The following is a 22,495-nucleotide window of genomic DNA, read 5'->3' as shown; positions in this document are numbered from 1 at the left end:
AATTACAGTAACTGAAATTGATCAGCATCTAAGTGAGCAGGAAACGCTCTTCGAAAGTCATCAAGCGGTGATTTTTCTAAGCGCTGAATAATGATGCCCGATTGGTCATCTTCAAGCTTCGCCAAGGTGTCGCCTTTAAAATCATAAACGGCAGTACCACCACTGTGGGCAACATTATTACCATCAGCACCAATGCGATTCACACCCACGACATAACAAAGGTTTTCCATTGCGCGTGCTTTTAGAAGGGTATCCCATACATGGCGACGAGCAGCTGGCCAATTAGCTACGTTGATCATCACATCGTAGTCGTTGCAATTACGCTGAAATACAGGAAAGCGTAAGTCGTAACACACTTGCGGTAAAATACGAAAATCATTGATAGCGAATATCTCGCGCTGCTCGCCTGCTGCGACGAAATTGCCTTCGTTACCTAAACAGAATAAATGGCGTTTGTCGTAATACTTCACTTCGCCATTTGGCCAAACCCAATAAAAGCGATTAGCCTTTTTGTCGCCTTTTGCAACTAAAACAGAGCCTGCAACCACAGCATTTTTTTGCTTAGCTGTGGCTTTTAACCAGCTAAGTACCTCGCCTTGTTCTGGTTCGCTGCAATCTAGATTAATCGCAAAACCCGTGGCAAATGTTTCTGGCAAGACAATTAAATCAACCTGCTCGTTTAAACTGTTAAGCTGCTCTGTAAAGTGCGCAAGGTTAGCGCTTTTATCAAGCCAATGCAGTGATGACTGCACTAAAGCTAAGGTTAAAGTTGGCATAAAATCTCCGCGGCACGTTTTAATGTGTCATCATTTTTAGCAAAACATAAACGAATCACTTTGTCGCTGCTTGCGCTGTTATAAAACACACTGAGTGGTACAGCTGCAACACCCGCTTGCTCGACCAACCAATGGCAAAACTCAACATCATCAAGATCAGACACATCACTGTAATCGAGTAATAAAAAGTAGGTGCCTTCACTTGGTAATATTTTAAAACGGCTTTGCGCTAGTGCTTCGCTGAGCAAGTCGCGCTTTTGTTGATAAAAGCAACTAAGTTCATCAACATGTTCTGGCTCTAACTCGAGCATATCAGCTAGTGCATGCTGGGCAGGCGTAAAGCTTGAAAAAGTCACATATTGGTGAATTTTACGAAACTCTACCATCAACTGTGCAGGTGCAACGCAATAACCCATCTTCCAGCCGGTGCTATGAAAAGTTTTGCCAAAGCTTGATATCACAAAACTGCGTGCAAATAGCTCAGGGTCGGTCAGCGCACTTAAATGCAAAGCGCCATCAAAGGTGATGTGCTCATACACTTCATCACTAATTACATATAAGTCATGCTTGGTAACAAGCGCTTTAAGGGCATTAATATCTTCTTTTTTAAAGATTTTACCGCTTGGGTTATGTGGCGTGTTGATGATAATGACACGTGTTTTGTCAGTAATAACATCGGCTACAGCTTGCCAATCGATTTTGTAGTCTGGCGCATGTAAAGCAACGTGAACTGAGCGACCGCCAGCAAGTTCAATTGCCGGTTGATACGAGTCATACGCGGGGTCAAATACCACAACTTCATCACCCTCTTTAACAAGCGCTTGAATTGCTACGAATAATGCCTCTGTTGCCCCTGAAGTGACAGTAACTTGTTGCTCGTAATTTATGTTGTTATGGTATTTTCTAGCTATCAAAGCCGCTATTTGCTGTTGTAGCTTTGCAACCCCACTTGAAGGCGCATATTGATTTACCCCCTCAAGTACATAATGATTGAGCTGTTTTTTTAGTAATTCTGGCGCATCAAATTCAGGAAAACCCTGAGATAAATTAAGCGCTTGGTGCTTATTTGCTAAAGCGGTCATTTGACTAAAAATACTGGTGCCTAAATTCGGCAATTTACTTTCAAACACAGAGGTTCCTTAAAGATGGTTTTGCGCCCGAAGCGATGCTATCATTGCTTAAAACAGATGTATAGCCGTCTAAATAACTTTTAGAATGTCGAGGAATATATGCATAACAATACCGCTATTTCAGAACTAATTGAAGCTGGTAAATGGGTAAGCCAACGTGGCTGGGTCCCTGCTACTGGTGGTAACTTTTCAGCCCGCACTGCAAGCGGTTATGTCGTAACAGCAAGTGGTTTCGATAAAGGTCAACTCGGCACTCATGCATTTATTGAATTTGATCATGAAGGTAATCGCACTAGAGGCTCTGGCAACCCATCAGCTGAAACTGAGCTACATTTAAATATGTATAAGCTGATCCCATCAGCTAAATTTGTTTTGCACACTCATTCTGTTGCGGCAACCGTGTTATCGCGTGTGATCAAAGGCCACGCTATCAATTTGCATGGCTACGAAATGCAAAAATCTTTAAGCGGTGTCAAATCGCACTTAGATACCTTAACTATTCCTATTTTTGATAATGACCAAGACATTGACCGTTTAAGCTTACTGGTCAGTGATCATCACCTTCACACGCCTATTGAGCATGCTGTATTAATTCGTGGCCATGGTTTATATGTCGTTGGTCGAGATATCAAAGAAGTACTTCGCCATTTAGAAGGATTAGAGTTTCTATTTAGCTGTGAGCTTGAGCGCCTAAAACTAGAAGGTATTCAAGCTGGAGTTCAGCCATGATCAAAGCAATTTTAACCGATATTGAAGGCACAATTACCCGCATTTCTTTTGTTAAAGACGTATTATTTCCTTACGCGGCAGGGCAATTACCTGAGTTTGTAAAGTCACATCAAAGCGACCCAGAAGTAGCAGCCCAAATTGAGGCCGTTAAAGCACATATTGAACAACCCGAAGCCGATATCGACACGGTCATTAAACATTTAATTCATTGGATTGAAACAGATCAAAAAATTACCCCACTCAAGCAGTTGCAAGGGTTAATTTGGCAAACGGGCTACGAAAGTGGTGATTTTACTGGCCACCTTTACCCAGATGCTTATGACTTTTTACAAGCCCAAAAGCATGCTGGTAAAAGTTTATATGTCTACTCATCAGGCTCAGTAAAAGCCCAACACCTGATTTTTGAGTTTTCTGACTACGGTGATGTTAGACCTTTATTTAGTGATTACTTCGACACTAAAGTCGGTGCAAAACAACAGCAAAGCTCTTATGAGAATATTATCGCCGAGCTGCCATTTGACGCTGCCGAAGTATTGTTTTTAAGCGATGTGGTGGCAGAGCTTGATGCTGCCAAAGCAGCAGGCCTTAGAACTTTGCACCTTGTTCGCGATGGCCAAGCGGTAAGTGATGCTCACCCATATATCAACGACTTTTCGGAATTTAGCGCGGAGCTGTTAGCATGAGTCAATTAACTATTTATAACGATAACAACGCAAACGACATACTGTTTCATAGTGAAGACTTAAGCGCGATTGCGAGTGAGCTGAATGCGGTTGGCGTTCGCTTTGAGCAGTGGCAAGCAACGGCACAGATTGACCAAGAGACCAGTCATGGCGCTATTTTAACTGCTTATGCTAAAGATATAGAGCGCTTAAAAGCTGAAGGCGGCTATCAAACAGTGGATGTTATTTCGCTTGCTAAGGGTAATCCAAATGCCAGCGAACTACGCAGTAAGTTCTTGTTTGAACATACACATAGCGAAGATGAAGTTCGTTTTTTTGTGAAAGGCCAAGGCTTATTCTGCTTACACTTAGGCGACAAAGTGTATCAAGTGCTTTGCCAACAGGGCGACCTAATTTCAGTACCAGAACTTACCCCACATTGGTTTGATATGGGCAACGACCCTGAATTTACTGCAATTCGCTTATTCAATAATACCGAAGGTTGGGTCGCTAAAAGCACTGAGTCAACTATTGCTACCAACTTCCCACTGCTGGACTAACATGGAAAAACTATTCTCGTACGGTACCTTACAGTACCCGCAGGTTCAGCTTGATACCTTCGGGCGTTTGCTCGAAGGTCAAACTGCTACGCTAACTGGGTATGTCATTGGTGAAGTCGAGATCACCGACGAAGCCGTACTTAAAAGTAGTGGTCAACGTTTTCACCCGGCTTTAATCAAAACAGGCAAACAAACTGATATTGTTAATGGCACTATTTATTTAATCACCGAACAAGAGCTTGCTCAGGCAGATACTTACGAAGTAGATGATTATCAGCGAATTGCAGAAACATTCCAATGTAACAACCAAGCTTGGCTATATGTTGCAAAAAACAGCCTTTAATTTACAAATATAAAACAAAAAGACCCAAATTAAGAACAAAAGCTGCTATTATCCTCCCCATTAATAAGTACTAATTATTTGCTAAAGGACTAAACATGGGGTCGGCATTTTCACCCTTACGCGATACCGTTATTTATGTGGGTGAGTGGCAACTTAACACTCAGCAGCAAACCATCAGCGATGGCACTCATAAGCGTGAACTAGAACCTTTATTATTTAAATTACTGTGTTTCTTTATTGAGCATAATGATCGCATTATCACTCGCCAAGAGCTGGTAGAAAATATTTGGCAACAAAGCTTTGTTGATGACAATGCCATTAACCGTGCCATCTCTGAACTAAGAAAAACTCTTAAATCAGAAAAACAGCCCGGGCAAACCATTAAAACCCATTATCGCAAAGGTTATAGCCTATTTATTGAAGTTAAGCCTCTTGATCACACTGTGAGTACAGAGCCGCTAAAAACAGAAAATGTAATAACAGTAGATAAAGACGCTGATACTCAAGTTAAACCTACGGCCATTAATGAACAAAAAGCGCATTCTTCACGCTGGCCATGGCCTTTTGCAGCGTTAGTGCTTGGTTTATTGATTACTGCTATTTGGTTATTTTCACAACAGCCTAAAGCAAATGATGAAGTACAAAACGACGCGCCATTTTTAGACCTACAAGCTGAAACCATTTCATGGCATAAAGGCTCTCACTATCGTTTGATGCTAAGCCATGACAAAACTAAGCTTGCTTATATTCTAGAAAATGATGGTCAAAGTCTTTTTGTCGTCGACCTAACCACTAAAAAAGAATACGTGATTGCCTCTGGCAATATCTTTTTACAGGGTTGGTCTGAGGATGGAGAGCGATTATTTTACGGCTCTTGTGAAAACAAAGACTACAGCGATTGCATCACTTGGCAAGCAAGCAACCTGTTATCAAGTGAAGCGTTAATAAAGCCACGTATCAACCAATCTTTACTTAATTCTCAGCCAAGTCAGTACATTGAAGTTGGTGATGTCGCAATTTCAAGGCGTAATAATTACCGTGGCTTAACTCATTTATATGCTTTATATGCACAAGATTTAAAAACCGGTGAAGAAATTCGCATTAGCACACCCAATATCACTGGCACTGGGGACTTTATTTTAACAACTATAAAAAACCCGAGCCGCATCATCTTTGAGCGCCATAATGTTGGCCAAGTAGAGATATACATGGCGAATTTAGATGGCAGCTCGCTAAAGCTTTTAACTACCAACGATTACCGTGCATGGGTAGCAACATATGATGAGCAGACCAACTCACTAATTTGGTATAGCCGCGGCACCTCAACTATTGAATCGTTCTCTTTTGATAGTATGAGTCGACAACCCGCTATAACAGCGCCAGTAAAACGAGCAAATTATGCTTACCCTTTAAGCAAAGAAAGTGTGTTGATCAGTACTGACCTTCACGATAAAGATGCCGCAGTCTTTGACCTTAATTCAAAAACAATGAGTTACATCGCCACAGCGAATAAGCATGAAGACGACTTAGTCGCATTAGCCAATAATGATGTTTACTTCTCTGACTTTGAGTTTTCAGAACGACAACACTGGCTCAGAAAAGCAAACCAATACATCAATATCACTGGCAAAATTGGTGAAGATAGTTCAGTAATTGCAGCAAATAGTGACAGTAGCCGACTTGTTAGCTTTAATAAAACCAATCAGCAATTAACATTATTAAATGCTGCTGATTTCTCAGAAATTAAGCACTGGACACTTCCTGGTAGTACCAAGCTGGCAGCTATAAGGGGTAACAAGATTGCCGTGCTATATACCGATCTTAGCAATCAGCTAAATCAAATAATGATTCTTCACACCAACAGCGATGAAGTGATTAAAAGCACTATAGATACACCCCTAGCTATTGCATGGTATGACGATACACAGCTGATTGTGCATTCTAAATACGATAAATACCTGCTTTTAGACAGCGATAACAACACCTATAGTGAGCTGACTACACCAGACAAACTAACTGAGTTAAAGCCTTCTATTGTGTCGATGGCAAGTAACCTACATAGTTTGTATATCGCCACTGATACTGAAGTTTTCAGCATTAATTTAGCCACAATGCAGGGCGTTGAGTCAGTACTTCAAATGAAGCCTTCTCACTATATATCGCGCCTTAATGCTAAAAACGACAAGCTGGCAGTGACCTTCTTAACTGCCAACAATCAAAATAGCATTGAGCTCTACACTAAAAAAAGCGCAGAGTAATTTACGACTTTAACTGTTTTAGAATACCTTGCTCGATATCGTACTGGTTATAAACTCCGCTATCGAGCACCCAGCCTGTGACTAGGCTCGCCGGTGTCACATCAAATGCCGGGTTATAAACCTTTGCGTTAGTCGGTGACCACATTGCTTCACCAAAACTACCACTAACACCGCGCACTTCATTAGGGCTGCGTTGCTCAATTTCGATATCTGCACCACACAACGTTTGTGTATCAAGTGTAGTAAGTGGCGCAACGACATAAAATGGAATGTTATGGAAATGCGCTAACACAGCAAGGTTATATGTGCCTACCTTATTGGCAAAATCACCATTTGCAGCAATACGGTCTGCACCTACAAAGATTTTATCTACTTTGCCCGCAGCCATTAAACTCGCCGCCATGTTATCGCAAATCAAGGTATAAGGAATTTGCCAGCGCTCAAGCTCAAAAGCCGTTAAACGACCGCCTTGCAGTAGCGGTCGTGTTTCATCAACCCAAACATGAATATCACCATGGCGTTGCTGAGCTTTATAAATAACCCCTAATGCAGTGCCGACACCTGCAGTCGCTAACGCACCAGTATTACAGTGCGTTAAAATGTTATCTCCCTTATTTACCAAAGCCGCACCACGTTCTGCCATGCTATCGCAAAGGGCAATATCTTCTTTAAATAACTGCTCAGCAGTAGAGACAACAGCTGCAACATAATCAGTCTCTGTTAGCGCTACGCGTAACTTGGCCATGCAGTGCATAAGGTTTACCGCTGTTGGGCGTGTCGCTTCAAGCTCATCTATAGCAACCGCAAGTGCTGATTGACTCATGCCTTGCTCAGCTAGGTGTGAAACCAATAAGCTCGCACCTAAGCCGATTAAAGGTGCGCCCCGGATTTTCAAAGTCAGAATCAAATCTTTCATCGTTTCAACATCGTTACATACATGCCAATGCTGTTGATGTGGCAATAAATACTGATCAAGCACGGTTAGCGTACCTTGCTGATATTTAATACTGCTGGCGATGAGATCTTGCATACTGAATCCGAATAACTAATGAATAACTAATTTAAGTGAATAGTTATTTTACATCAGTTTTGATAACTAACAAGCTAGATGTATGGACATCTAAACGCTTACAGGTATAGAATGCTCAAAGTTAATTGTATTACGAGATAGAGCCATGGCTAAATACACTGCCTTTAATGCAGAGCATGCTGTTGATTACATTAAAGAACTTGTTAAAAATGAACTAATTTCAGTCTTCCCTGCTGATGCAGCACTGACTGCATACGAGTTTGGAGACGGAAACTTAAACTTAGTTTTTCGGGTTGCTGATCAGCACAACAACAGTGTAATTCTAAAGCAAGCACTCCCTTATGCCCGCTGCGTAGGTGAGTCATGGCCATTATCGTTAGACCGCGCCAGAATCGAAGCCGAAGTATTGATTAATCATGGTAAGTTATGCCCAGAGCATACCGTGGCGATATTGCATCACAATGTAGAGCTGGCATTAACCGTGTTAGAAGATTTAGGTGAGTTACAAATTTTACGTGGCGCACAAATCAACGCAGAGCAATTTCCATTATTGGCCAGTCATGTTGCGCTCTACTTAAGCCGAACAGGCTTTTATAACTCAGACTTTTACTTATCTGCTGAAGATAAAAAAGCCAAAGTCAGTCAATTTATTAATCCTGATTTATGTAAGATCACAGAAGACTTATTCTTTACTGATCCGTACATTGAGCATGAGCGCAATAATTTCCCAACAGAGCTTAATGAGCACGTCGAAAGTATTCGAAATAATGATGCTTTAAAACTGGCCGCAGCGAAATTAAAAGCTAAGTTCTTATCATGCCCGCAAACTTTATTGCATGGCGATATGCATAGTGGCAGCATTTTTGTTGATAGCAAAACCACTAAAATGATCGACCCAGAGTTCGGCTTTTTTGGCCCTGTTGGCTTTGATATCGGCTCATTTATGGGTAACTTGCTACTAAATTACTGTGCCCAAAACGCCCGTATTACAGAGCAAGCAAAACGCCGCCAGTATCAAACCCATTTATTAACCTGCTTACAAGACTGTTATAGCCAATTTGAGCAAAATTGGTTAAACCTAGCAAGCAGCGAAGCAACTGATATTAGCTTTGCAAACCGCGCCTTTAGCGAAGATTACTTACAACACGTATTGCGTGATGCGATTGGCTACTGTGGCGCTGAACTTATTCGCCGTACTATTGGTTTAGCCCATGTTGCAGATATAGACGGTATTGAAGATGCACAAGCTCGTTTAGCAGTACAACAGCAAACGCTCGTACTTGGCGAGCAACTGATGCTCAATGCCACAAGCTGTAACAATAAAGACGAGTTCTTTTCTTTATTAATCAGTTTATTAAACTGATAGTCAAAAAGTAAAAAGGCGCTCAATGCGCCTTTTAATTATTCAACTAGATTATTTATTGTAGTGCTCATACATTTTATCGAGCGGCTCTGATAAACCATTTTCTTGTACTACTCGCACATGCTGGCGAGCTAACTCGCGAGCACTTGATACACCACATGAGTGAGCAATCAGCCCTGCACCATAATGAATAAACTTATTATAATTGGCGACTCGTTGTGCCTTATCGGTCACATCAAGGCCTCGCTGTAAGCGTTCATTATGAGTCGTAATACCGGTCGGGCAGGTATCTTTATTACATTGTAGAGCCTGAATACAACCAAGCGAAAACATATGACCACGCGCCGACACAATAAAATCAGCGCCCAGAGCGAGTGCCCAAGCCACTTTTGACGGTACGATTAGCTTACCCGATGCAATCACTTTCACTCGCTCTCTGAGACCATGTTTTTTTAGCAGATCAACAACCAAAGGCAGGCTCTCTCGTAGCGGTAAACCAACTGAATCCATCAAGGGTTGAGGGGCAGCGCCCGTGCCACCGTCGGCACTATCAATAGTGATAAAGTCAGGGGCAGATTCAATACCACGATTATTAATTTCGCTGAACAAGGTTTCGAGCCAAGTGTATTCACCAATCACCGCTTTAAAACCAGTTGGTTTACCTGTGGTACTGCGTACCGTTTCAATCATATCGAGTAAATCTGCTGGGCATTTAATCTCTGGATGACCATTTGGACTAATCGAGTCATGCCCTTCAGGAATACCCCGAATTTTTGCAATTTCAGCAGTCACTTTGCGCCCTGGTAACATCCCCCCTTTACCGGGTTTAGCGCCTTGACTCATTTTAATTTCGAACATTTTAACTTGTTCGTGCTCAGCAATCGCTTTGAGTTTTTCGGTGCTTAATTTACCGTGCTCATCTCGTACACCATATTTTGCCGTGCCAATCTGAAACACAATATCAGCGCCACCTTCAAGGTGGTAAGGGCTGAGCCCTCCTTCACCGGTATTCATCCAACAACCTGCTAACTTTGCACCTCGCGATAGTGCGCGAACAGCGGGTTTAGATAAGGCACCAAAGCTCATACCTGAAATATTAAATAACGAGTTTGTTGTATAAGGAGCTTGGCAGTAAGGTCCTAACGTGACTTCGCTCGGGTCGAGTGCGTCTTCATCTAAAGTCGGAAACGCACAGTTCATAAACATCACAGTACCTGTTGCTTCAAGGCTCTGGGTTGAACCAAAGGCCGTAGTACGGTCAACATTTTTCGCAGCACGATAAACCCAGCTTCGCTCAGCACGATTAAATGGTAGCTCTTCCCTATCCATGGCAAAAAAGTATTGTCTGAAGAATTCACCTTGGCGTTCAAAAAAATAACGAAAGCGGCCGATCACCGGGTAATTACGGCGAATCGCCTGCTTAGATTGCGTCACATCACTAATGTAAAAGCACACAATCACAAGCAAACCTATGCCGAGTGCAAAAATAAACAAGCTGGCAAAAACATCGATACTAAAAATTATAAAATCACTCATCCAAGGCCCCTTTGTGAAATGACATCCTTCAAAGCATATAAGGTGTTTATATTACGTGCAATAAACAAAAAAGGCGTGATGTAAGTCACGCCTTTTCGTTTCTTTTATGCCGCTATGCTGCTCGTTTGGCTAATTCAGCTTTAATATAAAGTTGAATTTGCTCTTCAAGCACTGACATTGGCACTGAGCCATGACGTAATATTTGATGGTGGAATTCGCGAATATCGAAATCTTGACCAAGTGCTTGCTCAGCTTCGTGGCGTAAACGTTTAATTGTTAGCTCACCAATTTTGTATGACAACGCTTGTGCAGGCCATGAAATATAACGGTCAGTTTCGGTCTTCACGTTGTGTAATGAAAGCGCGGTGTTTTCGCTCATAAACTTCATTGCGCGTTCGCGGCTCCAGCCATACATATGCATACCTGTATCAACTACTAAACGTGCTGCACGCCACATTTCATAGGTTAAACGACCAAAATCACTGTATGGGTCTTGATAAAAGCCCGCCTCGATACCTAAAAACTCCGAATATAAGCCCCAACCTTCACCAAATGCCGACAAATATGCATTACGGCGATAACTTGGTAATGACTCAAGTTCTGCATTTAGCGAGATTTGTAAATGATGCCCTGGTACAGCTTCGTGTAAAGTTAATGCTTCAAGAACATACAACGGGCGCTTATCTAGCGCATAAGTATTAACCCAGTAATAACCTGCTTGGTCATCACGGCGAGAACCTGAGTAACGGCCGGTTGTATATTTAGGGGCAATACTCTCTGGCACTGGCGCAACACCGTACGGCATTCTTGGCAAGGTGTGGAATAACTTAGGTAACTGCGCATCCATTTTCTTGGCGATGTAAGACGCTTCTTTTAGTAAATCTTTTGGTGTTTTTGCGTAAAATTGCGGATCAGTACGTAAAAAGTGCACAAAATCAGCAAACGAGCCTTCAAAGCCTACTTTCTCAATAATTTTTTCCATTTCTGCACGAATACGCGCAACTTCTTGTAAACCCAGCTCATGGATTTCTTTTGGCGTCATATCTGTGGTGGTGTAGTACTTAGCGCGATTTTCGTAAAACGCTTTGCCATTCGGTGTACTTGAAATACCAATATCTGTACGTGCACCCGGTTGATACTCATTGTTAAAGAAAGTTAAGTAACCTTGATATGCCGGAATAACTTGTTCTTTGATAATGGTTTGCGCTTGCTTTTGTAGCGCTGCAAACTCGCTATCACTTAAACCTGCCGTGTTATTTAAAAATGGTTTGTAAAATTCAGACTGTGTCGCATCATCAACAATATAAGCCGTGATTGAGTCTTGATAGCCTTCTAAAACAGCCTTTGGTTGGGTTAAACCCACTTCAAGACCTTTACGCATCCAGCCGATATTTTGCGAAAAATAGCGGGGAATTTGCTGTAATTTAGCAAGATATAGCTGGTAATCTTGTGGTTTTGTGTAATCTGAGCTTGATATCATAAATGATAGGCTAGAATGGAAGCCATACTCAGATGTCAGCGGCATATAGTGCGCATTAAACACATATTCATCGACACTATTTTGCACTTGGCCACGCAAAATAGTCAGGTTAATGCGGTTTTCTTCCGATAACTTATCACGGTCGATAGCGTCTAGCTCGGCAAGTAACTCAGTATTCTTCTTGTATTTTTGTTCTAAAAATTCAGCCGATAGATTTTCTAATAAATAACCATCAACGCCATTTTCTTTACCATATGGGCTGATGCTTTGGCGGTAATTAACAATATTTTCGGCTACTTGAGTAAATTGCTGATCAGCATCAATATTTGTTACTTGGCAAGCGCTTAAAGTACAAGCTAAAGCAACCGCAATAACAGAACGGTTTAAAGTTCGCGACAGTGTTTGTTTCATAGCATTCTTTTTAGTTTTAATCAGTATCGCTAAAGTAGCGCAGCACTGGCTAAAACCCAAGCAAATGCGACCAAGCTCAGGTTAAATACGCTCAAATTAACAGCGTTGTGTAAATAAGAATGAGCAAGGTTTAAGCAATTTTTAATTACACTTGTTAAAGTTGTTGAGAAAATCAGCTAATAGACACAAACGAAACAAATTTAAGTTCCAAAATTAGCGATTTTGCTTTTAAATAGACTGATTACAGATTACTGTAGACTCAGTATTTATGCTTGGAAGCAAATAAACTTTACGGAAGAGATGATTAATTGGTTGATATGCGTATTTAGTGGTATTGAAAAATGATGTTCCATGATCCCATGGCTATTGCTCAAGAAAAAATGACAAAGGTATGTATCTTTTTAGAACATCATGCATTACCGCCGTCACCACTTAACTACCAAGTTGTTTACACCTACGTCAGCCAGTCTAATCCAAAACTTAACGCCGCTATTGACCGTGCCATCGCACAAAGAAAAACCATCGATTGTGTCTATGTAGAACAGCTTTATTTCGATTTTATTGAGCAAGGCCATAAAATGAAAACTGCCATTGTTCGCAACGTTGACTCTGTAATTAATACTCTTTCACGTAATGCTAGCAATAACGAACAAAATATTGTGCGCTTTGCTGATCAAGTTAGTGACTGTGTGCATTCAATCGATGAAAACAATATTGAGCAAACGCGTCACGCATTAAAAATGCTCAGTAAGCAATCAGAAGTGCTGCTCAACCAGCACCGTCAATTTAAGCAAGAAATAGCAAAAGCCAAATCACTGCAAGAAAAAACCCAAAAACAACTCACTCAATTACGCAAACAACACATTACCGACCAACAAACTGGCTTATACAAACGCCATTACTTGAATCAACAAACCCAACTCTGGGTCGGCCAAAATAAAGCGGTTTGTGCTATCTCTATTCACATTGAGAACTTAAACCATTTTATTGAAAACTATGGCGATGTCATTGGTGAAGTCATTTTGAGTAAAGTCGCCAAGCAAGTGCAAAAGTACGTACAAGAAAGCGGTTTACCTGGGCGCACAAGTAAAGATGAATTTACCATCTTACTTGCTGATATAGAGCCTGAAACGGCGAACTTAATTGCCGAAAAAGTACGAAATGGCGTAGAAAAGCTGCGCTTTGTCAGCTCAAAAAATGGCACCAAACTTCCTGCTATCACCCTGGCCCTAGGTATCGCTAAACATGAAGGCGATGGTGACTTTAACAGTTTAGCCCGTAAAGCCTCTTTAGCAGCCGCTAAAGCCAAGTCACTTGGACAAAGTAGTTTTATTGCCGGCCAATAAAGTTCAAAACTGCGCTAAGTCATGAAAAGCCATGCTAATCTGATGATTTAGTTATAATCAAATTGCACCCCACAGCTACAATCAAGTACACTAGTCTTTATTGCCACGATAGAGATTAATCATGAACGAGAATCAAGAAAAGACCACGCATTTTGGCTATAAAACCGTTGCTGAAAACGACAAAGCATCAATGGTTGCAGATGTATTCCACTCAGTCGCTGCAAAGTATGACGTAATGAATGATCTTATGTCGTTCGGTATTCATCGTTTATGGAAACGCCAAACTATTGCAAGTTCAGGTGTTCGCAAAGGTCACTATGTATTAGATCTTGCCGGCGGTACAGGTGATTTAACCGCTAAATTTAGTCAGTTAGTGGGTGAAACCGGTCAGGTTATCTTAGGCGATATTAACTCTTCAATGCTGAAAGTTGGCCGTGAGAAACTTCGTAACCTTGGTCGTGTTGGCAATATCGAATATGTTCAAATGAATGCAGAAGCATTACCATTTCCTGATAACAGCTTCGACTTAATTACGATTGCCTTTGGTCTTCGTAACGTGACCGATAAAGATAAAGCTCTGCGTTCAATGTATCGTATTCTTAAGCCTGGTGGCCGTTTACTCGTGCTTGAGTTCTCAAAACCAGAACAAGAAATATTAAGCAAAGCCTACGATTTCTACTCATTTAATATCTTACCTAAGATGGGTGAGCTGGTTGCGAATGATGGCGAGTCTTATCAATATCTTGCTGAATCAATCCGTATGCATCCAGATCAAGAAACATTAAAAGGCATGATGGAAGATGCAGGTTTTGAACAAACCAGTTATCAAAACCTTACTGGCGGTATTGTTGCCCTTCACCGTGGTTTTAAATACTAGAAATTCTGTAAATTAAGTAGGTAACGCGATGTTAGCAAACGCTCTGTTATCACTAGTCGAACGAATCATTAATCAACTGCTGCAGTTAGACACTCAGTTAAAGGGTAAGCTTGCAGCAACTGCTGATAAACAGCTGTTGATTGAGATACGTGATTGGCAACAGTCAATTTTGTGTGTTTACAGCAACGAGCAAATTCACTTATACAGTACGCAAGAGCGTAGTTTTGATTGCATGATCAGCGCCGATATCGACACCTTGTTGGCGCTTAAAGATCCATCAATGCTCACGCAACTCATTCGCCAAGATAAGCTCGACTTACAAGGCGACTTAAATCTTGCACAAGGCTTTAGCAATGCCTTTGCTGAGCTTGATATTGACTGGCCTGAGCATTTTTCGCGTTACATTGGCGATGCCCCAGCCCAACAGTTGTGGCTCTCTATTCAAGCTTTAAAGCGTCGTGGTTCACAAACAAAAAGTAAGTTAGAAAACACCTTAACAACGCTTTGCCAAGATGAGTTAGCAGTGACTATACACCCGCTTGAGCTTGCTGAATTTAAACAGCAAAACCGCCAATTAAAAAGCCAAGTATCTCAATTAGAGATGCGAATTAACGCGCTGTTACAGTCTCGCTAATGCGCTAAGGAACTTGTGTGTCGTCTGCTCGTCTTTATTACATCACTAAAACCCTACTGAGCTATGGCTTAGACGAATTAATTCCACGTAAACGAGTGCCTTGGTTTGCCAAACTCGCCCGTGGCAGCTTATTTTGGTTACGTAACCAACATAAAGATAAACCTGCAGGTATGCGCTTACGACTTGCTCTGCAAGAGCTTGGCCCTGTATGGATCAAGTTTGGCCAAATGCTTTCAACACGCCGTGATTTACTCCCTCATGATGTCGCATTAGAGCTTGCACTACTACAAGATCAGGTTGAACCTTTTGAAGGTGAACTTGCCCAGCAGCTTATCGAAAAAGCGCTGGGTATTAATGATATTAGTGAATTGTTTAGTGATTTTTCGCAAACACCTTTAGCATCAGCCTCGATTGCACAAGTTCACACAGCAACCTTAATTGATGAGCATGGCGCACCACAAGATGTAGTGATTAAGGTCATTCGCCCTAACATTAAAGAGCAAATTGATGCCGACTTAATGCTAATGCAAAAAGTCGCGCGCTTAGTTGCTAAGCTATTAAAAGAAGCGAAACGTTTACGCCCTATTGAAGTAGTAAACGAGTACAAAAAAACCTTGCTCGATGAGCTCGACTTAATGCGTGAAGGGGCGAATGCGATTCAGCTACGCCGTAACTTTGAAGACTCTGATTCACTCTACATTCCTTTTGTTTACAGTGACTACAGCCGTAGTAACGTATTAGTAATGGAGCGCATTTACGGTATTCCAGTATCTGATACCGAAGCATTGCTGGCACAAAATACCAATATGCAGCTACTAGCTGAGCGTGGTGTCGAAGTGTTTTTCACACAAGTATTCCGTGATAGTTTCTTCCACGCTGATATGCACCCAGGTAATATTTTCGTTTCTCGCGAAAACCCTCATAACCCAAAATATATCGGTATTGATTGCGGTATTGTAGGCACCCTTAATCGTGAAGATAAGCGCTATTTAGCAGAAAACTTTATTGCCTTTTTTAACCGTGATTACCGCCAAGTAGCACAACTACACGTTGATTCTGGCTGGGTACCCGCCGATACCAGCATTGAAGAGTTTGAGTTTGCCATTCGTACTGTGTGTGAGCCAATTTTCAATAAACCACTGGCCGAAATCTCGTTTGGCCATGTGTTAGTCAACCTGTTTAATACGGCTCGTCGCTTTAATATGCAAGTTCAACCGCAATTAGTGTTACTGCAAAAGACGCTGTTGTATGTTGAAGGCCTTGGCAGACAACTGTATCCGCAGCTTGATTTATGGAAAACCGCTAAACCTTTTCTAGAAGATTGGGTCAAAGAACAAGTTGGTCCGCTTGCAGTAATGAAAAAAATGTATGCGAACTTGCCATTTTGGGCAGAAAAAATGCCTGAATTACCTGATTTAATTTATCAAAACTTAAAGCGTCAACAACAACCTGTACAATTGCCAGCGACGCAATCTGCTAAACCTTTGTTACTCAGCATCTTTGCTGGCAGCTGCTTGATTGTTTCAGGCTTATGTTATTTGCAGCATGACTTAGTTGCCACTGCAATTACCGCAGGCTTTGCTGTAGCAGGCTTTATTGCAGCATGGCGTAGCGCATAAACTAAGTGCTATTTATGTTTTGGTGAGTATAATCGAGACAAGTCTATTCGATAAATTTGAAAAAACGGAGTAACCCATGGGTTTTGGTGGTATCAGTATTTGGCAATTAATCATTATTTTGGCAATCATCGTATTGTTATTTGGCACAAAAAAACTTCGTGGCATCGGCGGTGATTTAGGTAGCGCAGTAAAAGGCTTTAAAAAAGCCGTATCTGATGATGACCAAGCTAGCGCTAAAAGCGAGCAAATAGAACAAGCTTCTAACACGCAAAACAAAGAAACCGTAGAGAAAAGCAAAGACGACCATAAGGCTTAATCAACATGGGGATGTGGGAACTTGTTGTCGTACTGATCGTGGGTCTAATTGTATTAGGCCCAGAGCGCTTGCCTGTGGCAATTCGCACGGTTAGCCGCTGGGTAAAAACCTTAAAGTCAGTCGCCAACTCAGTGAAAGCAGAAGTGAACGAAGAACTCCGTATCCATGAGCTTCACGAAAACTTAAAAAAAGCAGAGCAACAAAACTTGCAAGAACTATCTCCAGATCTGCAAGACTCTGTAAACGAACTTCAAAAGGCTGCTCAGTCAGTCACCCACAGTTACAAAAAAGACACGCCTGAAAAAGCAGAAAGTAACAATAATGACGAAAAAAAGTGAATTTAATCTCTGCTTTTGTGGTCAATAACAATGATGATGAATAGTAAACTATGACCGAGCAAGCTCACACAGGCTTTGTTGGCCACTTAATTGAGTTACGAAATCGACTCATGAAAGCTTTGTTAAGCATTTTGCTAATATTTATCGCCTTGGTGTACTTTGCCAACGATATATATAGCTTTGTTGCAGCACCACTTATTGCAAACTTGCCTAGCACTGCCACCATGATCGCAACGGATGTAACGGCACCTTTTTTTGCACCGTTTAAACTCACCTTATTTGTGGCGTTATTTGCTGCTATTCCTATGATACTGCACCAAGTTTGGAGCTTTATAGCACCTGGCTTGTATCAACATGAAAAGCGTATGCTAATGCCAATTTTGGCCTCTAGCATCTTGCTATTTTATAGTGGTATCGCTTTTTGCTACTTTGTGGTGTTACCTATTATTTTAGGGTTTTTCACTAACACTGGCCCTGATATGATGACATTAGCGCCTGATATTAGTAGCTACTTAAGTTTTGCTTTAAAACTATTTTTTGCTTTTGGTATTGCCTTTGAAATACCTGTTGCCATCATGCTGTTATGCTGGAGTGGCGCAACAACAACGAAAAGTTTAAAAGAAAAACGGCCTTATATCGTGGTAGGTGTATTTGTAATTGCTATGTTCCTAACACCTCCTGATGTACTGTCACAAACATTACTAGCATTACCCATGCTGTTATTATTTGAATTAGGTTTAATTTTGGCTGCATTTTATACCGCCAAACCTCAACAGGAATCAGAGGAATAAATGAAAAAACAACTCATTCCATTCGTTGCACTGTTAACGATTACTGGCACTGCACAAGCAAACGAAGTTAACTTACAAGCATTGCAAGCCTGTACTTTTGTTGAAAATGATTTTAACCGCTTACTTTGTTACGACAACGTGATGGCAGGTAAATCACTATCAAAGCCTGCGACAAAGAAACAAATTGAACAACCTGTTGCAAGCTCAGCTGCAGCTGCTTCCCCAGCACCTGTTGCCGCAGCAGGAGCAACAAATGAACAAATCGTAAGAACAAAAAATGAAGACTTTGGTTTAGAGCATAAAGAAGTTGCTAAAGTAAACGATGACCAAATTAGCGCTAGTGTAAAAAGCGTGAAAAAAGCCCCTTACGGTGAACTCATCATCGAACTTGATAATGGTCAACAATGGCGTCAAGTTGGCTCTGATAGCTTACGTCTAAAAAAACAAGATGTTGTGGTTATTGAACGTGGCGTTTTCAATTCTTTCCTTTTAAAAGTTGAAGGCCAAAACCGTTCGATTCGTGTAAAGCGCACTAACTAATGAGCATTTCGCTGGTTGATGCTGGCGTCAACTTAAGCAATCATCAATTTGATGATATTCATGAAGCTGTGTTACAACGTGCCGCTGAGGCAAATGTAACGCAGCTGCTTCTTATCGGCTGCGATCTGCAAAGTAGCCAAGCCTCTCTTAACCTCGCCAAACAATTTAAGCAATTTTGCACTGCGGGGGTTCACCCTCATGATGCAAAAACCGCCGACGAACACCTTGAAGAACACTTAACAACTCTTAGCCAAAACCAGGAAGTAGTTGCTATTGGTGAATGTGGCCTCGATTACAATCGTGACTTTTCTCCTCGGGACGTTCAGCGCAGCGTTTTTAGACGCCAACTGCAGCTAGCTGAGCAGCTGAATATGCCTGTGTACTTGCATGAGCGAGATGCTAGTGAAGATATGCTCGCAATTTTAAGTGACTTCAAAGTACGAGGCGTATTGCACTGTTTTACGGGGGATGAAAAAGCGCTACAAAGTTACCTAGCAATGGGGCTTTATATCGGTGTTACGGGCTGGGTCTGCGATGAACGCCGTGGTGAGCAACTACAAACCTTAGTGCCATCAATCCCTTTAGATCGCTTGTTAATCGAGACTGATGCGCCTTTTTTAATGCCAAGAAATATTAGACCAAGACCGAAGTCTCGTCGCAATGAACCTCAGAACCTTCCTTATGTGTGTCAGCAAATTGCTGATTTAAAAGGCTGTGAATTTACTGAAGTGGCAAAACAAACTACACTAAACTTTCAACAATTATTTTCCATAAAGGGTTAAGATGAAGCGCCTATGGTCACTTTGTGGCGTACTCTTCGTTTTTTTATTTACTCCTTATTTATTGGCTAACCCACTTATTGTTAGCTCACAATTTAAGTCTCAACATACGCTAAATGTTGAGTACACCCTTGATCCTATTACTCAACAACAAGCGTTTAGCAATGCTAATGTAAAATGGCTGAAAAACCGAGGTGAAACCTTAAATCTAGGCATGACTTTAAAGCCTCTGTGGCTCAAGCTATCGATAAAAAACACATCGTTAAATGATGTCCCCCTGATATTATCGATAGATAACCCTTTACTCGATGAAGTAAGCGTCTTTCATCTGCAAGGTGGACATGTGTTATTTAACACCAAAATTGGTGACGCCGTTCCTTTAGCTAGTCGGCAAATTAAAAATGAATCGCTGCTAGCCTCATTAACTATTCCAAAAGCCAGCCATTCCGAAATCTTCCTCAAAGTTAAAAACAATGGTGGTTTAAGAGTGCCCCTAAGCCTTTGGAGCCCCTCTGAATATCTAAAACATAAAAGTAAGTTCAATTTATTATACGGCTTATTAGTCGGTTTTATTTTATCTCTCGCACTCACTAATTTAGTGCTTTATGGCTTCTCTAGACGCCGCTATTTCGCCTACACAGGGTTATTACTTACCTTACTTTGGTTGTCGCTAGCCTACCTTTATGGCTATGGTTATCGTTACTTACAACCGAGCGGTTCATCGTTTCAACAGTTAACTATTCCGACTCTATTTTTTATCTGTGGTGCGTTATTTGTGCCCTTGCAAGGCTATATATTCGGCTTTACCAAATCTCGCTTAAATCGCTTTCAGTATTGGCTAGCGTGGGCGGTTGTACTTATTACTGTAACAATGTGGTTCTTACCTATTCATATTGCTATTACACTTTGCTTATTAAGTTTACCTGTGGTGCTTATCATCTTTGCAAGTATTGCTCTAAAGCAGTTTAACCGTGAGTATAAACAGCCTTGTAGCGCTTTTCTAATCGCCCTATTCGCTTTCTTCTGCGCCATTATTTACAGCGCACTTGGGGTATTTAACCCGTTTAATTTAAATATCGGAGTGCTGTCACTTACCTTTATTTGCTTTTTGGTTTGTAGCTTAAGTTTAAGCTATGCAGTTATAAAACTGTTTTTGATGCAGCGCGATGCTGAAGTTGCAGCACAACAAAATGCCTTAGCTGAGAGCAAAGCTAAAGATACTTTAATGCGCGAGCGCCTTGAACTGCAAGAACAAGCTCGCCAAGACCTTGAAGCGAATATCGAGGAGCGTACCTTTGAGTTACAAGTGACATTACGCGAGCTTGAAGAGAAAAACCGAGAGCTTGAACAACTCAATATGGAAGACTCGCTGACAAAAACCAAGAACCGCCGTTACTTCGATAAAAAGCTACTAATGGATATTCGCCGCTCGCGACGTGAACAAACACCTTTAGCCATCATCATGTTAGATATTGACCATTTCAAAGTAATTAATGACACCTACGGTCATTTAACCGGTGATCAAACCATTCAATCAGCTGCCGATGTCATTAAACAGCACCTGAAACGACCTCTCGATGAAGTGGCGCGCTACGGCGGCGAAGAATTTGTCGTGCTGTTGCCTAATACGCCACTGATAGGTGCATTAGAAATTGCCGAACAAATACGCAAAGCAGCCCAAAATACTGATATAATAGTTGCCGGAACAACGATTAAATTTACTTTGAGTGCAGGTGTTTACAGCGCAATTGCTGAAGACATTAATAACCCAAGTTTATTCACTGACTATGCCGACAAAGCCTTATATCATGCCAAGCAAACAGGTCGAAATCGCGTAGTGAGTTATCCTCTACCAGACTAGGAGTATACAAAGCATGGCCCAATCAGGACTCGACCTTTTCCCTTATACACGTATGCGCCGCATGCGTCGTGATGACTTCTCTCGTCGCCTAATGGCTGAAAACCAACTAACAGTTAATGACCTTATTTTTCCTGTATTTGTGTTAGAAGGTAAAAACCGCCGCGAAGCTATTGAGTCTATGCCTGGCATTGAACGTCTTTCTATCGATTTACTACTTGAAGAAGCAAAAGAGCTTGTTGAATTAGGTGTTCCTGCAGTGGCTATTTTCCCGGTAACACCGAGCGATAAAAAATCTCTACTTGCTGAAGAAGCCTATAACCCAGATGCATTAGCACAACGCACTGTTCGCGCACTTAAAGAAGCTTTTCCTACATTAGGTGTGATCACAGATGTTGCACTTGACCCATTCACCGTTCATGGTCAAGACGGCATTATCGATGAAGACGGTTATGTGATTAACGATGTAACAACTGAAATTTTAGTTAAACAAGCGCTATCGCATGCCGAAGCGGGTGCGGATGTAGTTGCACCATCAGACATGATGGATGGACGTATTGGTGCAATTCGTGAAGCACTCGAAGCCGAAGGCCATATCCACACTCGTATCATGGCTTACTCTGCTAAATACGCCTCTAGCTATTATGGCCCATTCCGTGATGCGGTAGGTTCTGCAGGCAACTTAAAAGGTGCCGACAAAAAGACCTATCAAATGGACCCTGCGAACTCTGATGAAGCAATTCGTGAAGTAGCCCTCGATCTGCAAGAAGGTGCAGACATGGTGATGGTAAAACCAGGTATGCCTTATTTAGATGTAGTACGCCGCGTAAAAGATGAGTTTGGTGTACCCACTTTTGCTTACCAAGTAAGTGGTGAATATGCCATGCATAAAGCAGCCATTGATAACGGCTGGCTTGCAGAAGAAGCAATAATCATGGAATCATTACTAGCATTTAAACGTGCTGGCGCCGATGGCATCCTGACTTATTTTGCAAAACAAGCAGCTATTTGGTTAAAAAATAACTAATCTAAAGTAAATGTTCTAAAAATTGGTAATTATTCCTATTTTATTAACATTTTGTATTTAATTTGTCATAGATTTTTCTTAAAGTACTGTGT

At 41.4% G+C, this 22,495-nt stretch carries 22 protein-coding genes; 17 read left to right on the top strand and 5 right to left on the bottom strand.

Features of this window, described 5'->3' with window-relative positions; translation table 11 throughout:
* Positions 1-2 precede the first annotated feature (2 nt).
* Both AADY36_RS00775 and AADY36_RS00770 read right to left on the bottom strand, forming a co-directional pair.
* The gene (locus AADY36_RS00775; RefSeq protein WP_342408387.1) at positions 3-776 is read right to left on the bottom strand and encodes an amidohydrolase; all 774 of its coding nucleotides are present in this window, start codon (positions 774-776) and stop codon (positions 3-5) included.
* Positions 764-1,906: a methionine aminotransferase gene (locus tag AADY36_RS00770; protein ID WP_342408386.1), complete on the bottom strand. Its 1,143-nt coding sequence runs from the start codon at positions 1,904-1,906 to the stop codon at positions 764-766. The genes AADY36_RS00775 and AADY36_RS00770 overlap by 13 nt, the downstream gene beginning before the upstream one ends.
* Before the next feature lie 99 nt (positions 1,907-2,005).
* Here AADY36_RS00770 and AADY36_RS00765 point away from each other — a divergent pair, with 99 nt between their 5' ends.
* The 5 genes from AADY36_RS00765 (at position 2,006) to AADY36_RS00745 (ending at position 6,458) form a co-directional block, all read left to right on the top strand.
* Positions 2,006-2,635: a methylthioribulose 1-phosphate dehydratase gene (locus AADY36_RS00765; protein ID WP_054562912.1), complete on the top strand. Its 630-nt coding sequence runs from the start codon at positions 2,006-2,008 to the stop codon at positions 2,633-2,635.
* Positions 2,632-3,318 (top strand): acireductone synthase, encoded by a 687-nt coding sequence (gene mtnC, locus AADY36_RS00760; protein WP_055020557.1) that lies wholly within the window; start codon positions 2,632-2,634, stop codon positions 3,316-3,318. The genes AADY36_RS00765 and mtnC overlap by 4 nt, the downstream gene beginning before the upstream one ends.
* A complete protein-coding gene (locus AADY36_RS00755) occupies positions 3,315-3,857 on the top strand; it encodes a 1,2-dihydroxy-3-keto-5-methylthiopentene dioxygenase (RefSeq protein ID WP_055020558.1) in 543 nt (180 codons plus the stop codon). Before mtnC ends, AADY36_RS00755 begins: the two co-directional genes overlap by 4 nt.
* Position 3,858: 1 nt before the next feature.
* The gene (locus tag AADY36_RS00750) at positions 3,859-4,200 is read left to right on the top strand and encodes a gamma-glutamylcyclotransferase family protein (protein WP_274167859.1); all 342 of its coding nucleotides are present in this window, start codon (positions 3,859-3,861) and stop codon (positions 4,198-4,200) included.
* 95 nt (positions 4,201-4,295) lie between these two features.
* Positions 4,296-6,458 carry a winged helix-turn-helix domain-containing protein gene (locus tag AADY36_RS00745; RefSeq protein WP_342408385.1) on the top strand — a complete coding sequence of 721 codons (2,163 nt, stop codon included), beginning with the start codon at positions 4,296-4,298 and terminating at the stop codon, positions 6,456-6,458.
* 1 nt (position 6,459) lies between these two features.
* Here AADY36_RS00745 and mtnA read toward each other — a convergent pair whose 3' ends face one another.
* The gene (gene mtnA, locus AADY36_RS00740; protein ID WP_342408384.1) at positions 6,460-7,488 is read right to left on the bottom strand and encodes an S-methyl-5-thioribose-1-phosphate isomerase; all 1,029 of its coding nucleotides are present in this window, start codon (positions 7,486-7,488) and stop codon (positions 6,460-6,462) included.
* A 145-nt stretch (positions 7,489-7,633) separates the two neighbouring features.
* Between mtnA and mtnK the strand changes: the two genes are divergently transcribed.
* Positions 7,634-8,851: an S-methyl-5-thioribose kinase gene (gene mtnK / locus AADY36_RS00735; protein WP_055020562.1), complete on the top strand. Its 1,218-nt coding sequence runs from the start codon at positions 7,634-7,636 to the stop codon at positions 8,849-8,851.
* 51 nt (positions 8,852-8,902) lie between these two features.
* Here the strand turns inward: mtnK and AADY36_RS00730 are convergent, their stop codons facing one another.
* Together AADY36_RS00730 and AADY36_RS00725 are read right to left on the bottom strand one after the other, a co-directional pair.
* Positions 8,903-10,387, bottom strand: coding sequence for an FMN-binding glutamate synthase family protein (locus AADY36_RS00730; protein WP_055020563.1), 1,485 nt, complete (start codon positions 10,385-10,387; stop codon positions 8,903-8,905).
* Between the two features lie 112 nt (positions 10,388-10,499).
* Positions 10,500-12,278, bottom strand: a complete 1,779-nt coding sequence (locus AADY36_RS00725) for a DUF885 domain-containing protein (RefSeq protein ID WP_054562920.1) — start codon at positions 12,276-12,278, stop codon at positions 10,500-10,502.
* A gap of 359 nt (positions 12,279-12,637) precedes the next feature.
* Here AADY36_RS00725 and AADY36_RS00720 point away from each other — a divergent pair, with 359 nt between their 5' ends.
* From AADY36_RS00720 to hemB, 11 genes are all read left to right on the top strand, one after another.
* Positions 12,638-13,624: a GGDEF domain-containing protein gene (locus tag AADY36_RS00720; protein ID WP_055020636.1), complete on the top strand. Its 987-nt coding sequence runs from the start codon at positions 12,638-12,640 to the stop codon at positions 13,622-13,624.
* A gap of 121 nt (positions 13,625-13,745) precedes the next feature.
* The gene (gene ubiE, locus AADY36_RS00715) at positions 13,746-14,501 is read left to right on the top strand and encodes a bifunctional demethylmenaquinone methyltransferase/2-methoxy-6-polyprenyl-1,4-benzoquinol methylase UbiE (protein WP_055020565.1); all 756 of its coding nucleotides are present in this window, start codon (positions 13,746-13,748) and stop codon (positions 14,499-14,501) included.
* A 28-nt stretch (positions 14,502-14,529) separates the two neighbouring features.
* The gene (locus AADY36_RS00710) at positions 14,530-15,135 is read left to right on the top strand and encodes a ubiquinone biosynthesis accessory factor UbiJ (RefSeq protein ID WP_342408383.1); all 606 of its coding nucleotides are present in this window, start codon (positions 14,530-14,532) and stop codon (positions 15,133-15,135) included.
* 17 nt (positions 15,136-15,152) lie between these two features.
* Positions 15,153-16,754, top strand: a complete 1,602-nt coding sequence (gene ubiB, locus AADY36_RS00705; protein ID WP_342408382.1) for a ubiquinone biosynthesis regulatory protein kinase UbiB — start codon at positions 15,153-15,155, stop codon at positions 16,752-16,754.
* A 76-nt stretch (positions 16,755-16,830) separates the two neighbouring features.
* Positions 16,831-17,070 carry a Sec-independent protein translocase subunit TatA gene (gene tatA, locus AADY36_RS00700; RefSeq protein WP_054562924.1) on the top strand — a complete coding sequence of 80 codons (240 nt, stop codon included), beginning with the start codon at positions 16,831-16,833 and terminating at the stop codon, positions 17,068-17,070.
* Between the two features lie 5 nt (positions 17,071-17,075).
* Positions 17,076-17,408, top strand: coding sequence for a Sec-independent protein translocase protein TatB (gene tatB / locus AADY36_RS00695; RefSeq protein WP_054562925.1), 333 nt, complete (start codon positions 17,076-17,078; stop codon positions 17,406-17,408).
* Positions 17,409-17,458: 50 nt separating this feature from the next.
* Positions 17,459-18,199, top strand: coding sequence for a twin-arginine translocase subunit TatC (gene tatC, locus AADY36_RS00690; RefSeq protein ID WP_055198578.1), 741 nt, complete (start codon positions 17,459-17,461; stop codon positions 18,197-18,199).
* Positions 18,200-18,739: a hypothetical protein gene (locus AADY36_RS00685; RefSeq protein ID WP_054562926.1), complete on the top strand. Its 540-nt coding sequence runs from the start codon at positions 18,200-18,202 to the stop codon at positions 18,737-18,739.
* Positions 18,739-19,521, top strand: a complete 783-nt coding sequence (locus AADY36_RS00680) for a TatD family hydrolase (RefSeq protein WP_342408381.1) — start codon at positions 18,739-18,741, stop codon at positions 19,519-19,521. The genes AADY36_RS00685 and AADY36_RS00680 overlap by 1 nt, the downstream gene beginning before the upstream one ends.
* A 1-nt stretch (position 19,522) precedes the next feature.
* Complete coding sequence (locus tag AADY36_RS00675) at positions 19,523-21,379, top strand: sensor domain-containing diguanylate cyclase (protein WP_342408380.1); 1,857 nt, start codon at positions 19,523-19,525, stop codon at positions 21,377-21,379.
* A gap of 13 nt (positions 21,380-21,392) precedes the next feature.
* Positions 21,393-22,403: a porphobilinogen synthase gene (gene hemB, locus AADY36_RS00670; RefSeq protein WP_062566302.1), complete on the top strand. Its 1,011-nt coding sequence runs from the start codon at positions 21,393-21,395 to the stop codon at positions 22,401-22,403.
* Positions 22,404-22,495 lie beyond the last annotated feature (92 nt).

The sequence above is a fragment of the Pseudoalteromonas sp. D15MCD-2 genome (assembly GCF_038562745.1).
Classification (GTDB): domain Bacteria; phylum Pseudomonadota; class Gammaproteobacteria; order Enterobacterales; family Alteromonadaceae; genus Pseudoalteromonas.
The sequence above is the reverse complement of the archived record's forward strand: the minus strand, read 5'-3'. Positions and strand labels throughout refer to the sequence as shown.

Bases quoted from the DNA above. Each gene is read 5' to 3' on its own strand.
- AADY36_RS00725 (WP_054562920.1), bottom strand. From the start codon at position 12,278: ATGAAACAAACACTGTCGCGAACTTTAAACCGTTCTGTTATTGCGGTT.
- AADY36_RS00755 (WP_055020558.1), top strand. From the start codon at position 3,315: ATGAGTCAATTAACTATTTATAACGATAACAACGCAAACGACATACTG.
- AADY36_RS00675 (WP_342408380.1), top strand. From the start codon at position 19,523: ATGAAGCGCCTATGGTCACTTTGTGGCGTACTCTTCGTTTTTTTATTT.
- AADY36_RS00730 (WP_055020563.1), bottom strand. From the start codon at position 10,387: ATGAGTGATTTTATAATTTTTAGTATCGATGTTTTTGCCAGCTTGTTT.
- AADY36_RS00710 (WP_342408383.1), top strand. From the start codon at position 14,530: ATGTTAGCAAACGCTCTGTTATCACTAGTCGAACGAATCATTAATCAA.
- hemB (WP_062566302.1), top strand. From the start codon at position 21,393: ATGGCCCAATCAGGACTCGACCTTTTCCCTTATACACGTATGCGCCGC.
- tatC (WP_055198578.1), top strand. From the start codon at position 17,459: ATGACCGAGCAAGCTCACACAGGCTTTGTTGGCCACTTAATTGAGTTA.
- tatA (WP_054562924.1), top strand. From the start codon at position 16,831: ATGGGTTTTGGTGGTATCAGTATTTGGCAATTAATCATTATTTTGGCA.
- AADY36_RS00720 (WP_055020636.1), top strand. From the start codon at position 12,638: ATGGCTATTGCTCAAGAAAAAATGACAAAGGTATGTATCTTTTTAGAA.
- ubiE (WP_055020565.1), top strand. From the start codon at position 13,746: ATGAACGAGAATCAAGAAAAGACCACGCATTTTGGCTATAAAACCGTT.
- tatB (WP_054562925.1), top strand. From the start codon at position 17,076: ATGGGGATGTGGGAACTTGTTGTCGTACTGATCGTGGGTCTAATTGTA.
- mtnC (WP_055020557.1), top strand. From the start codon at position 2,632: ATGATCAAAGCAATTTTAACCGATATTGAAGGCACAATTACCCGCATT.
- AADY36_RS00745 (WP_342408385.1), top strand. From the start codon at position 4,296: ATGGGGTCGGCATTTTCACCCTTACGCGATACCGTTATTTATGTGGGT.
- AADY36_RS00680 (WP_342408381.1), top strand. From the start codon at position 18,739: ATGAGCATTTCGCTGGTTGATGCTGGCGTCAACTTAAGCAATCATCAA.
- mtnA (WP_342408384.1), bottom strand. From the start codon at position 7,488: ATGCAAGATCTCATCGCCAGCAGTATTAAATATCAGCAAGGTACGCTA.
- AADY36_RS00775 (WP_342408387.1), bottom strand. From the start codon at position 776: ATGCCAACTTTAACCTTAGCTTTAGTGCAGTCATCACTGCATTGGCTT.
- mtnK (WP_055020562.1), top strand. From the start codon at position 7,634: ATGGCTAAATACACTGCCTTTAATGCAGAGCATGCTGTTGATTACATT.
- AADY36_RS00685 (WP_054562926.1), top strand. From the start codon at position 18,200: ATGAAAAAACAACTCATTCCATTCGTTGCACTGTTAACGATTACTGGC.
- AADY36_RS00750 (WP_274167859.1), top strand. From the start codon at position 3,859: ATGGAAAAACTATTCTCGTACGGTACCTTACAGTACCCGCAGGTTCAG.
- AADY36_RS00765 (WP_054562912.1), top strand. From the start codon at position 2,006: ATGCATAACAATACCGCTATTTCAGAACTAATTGAAGCTGGTAAATGG.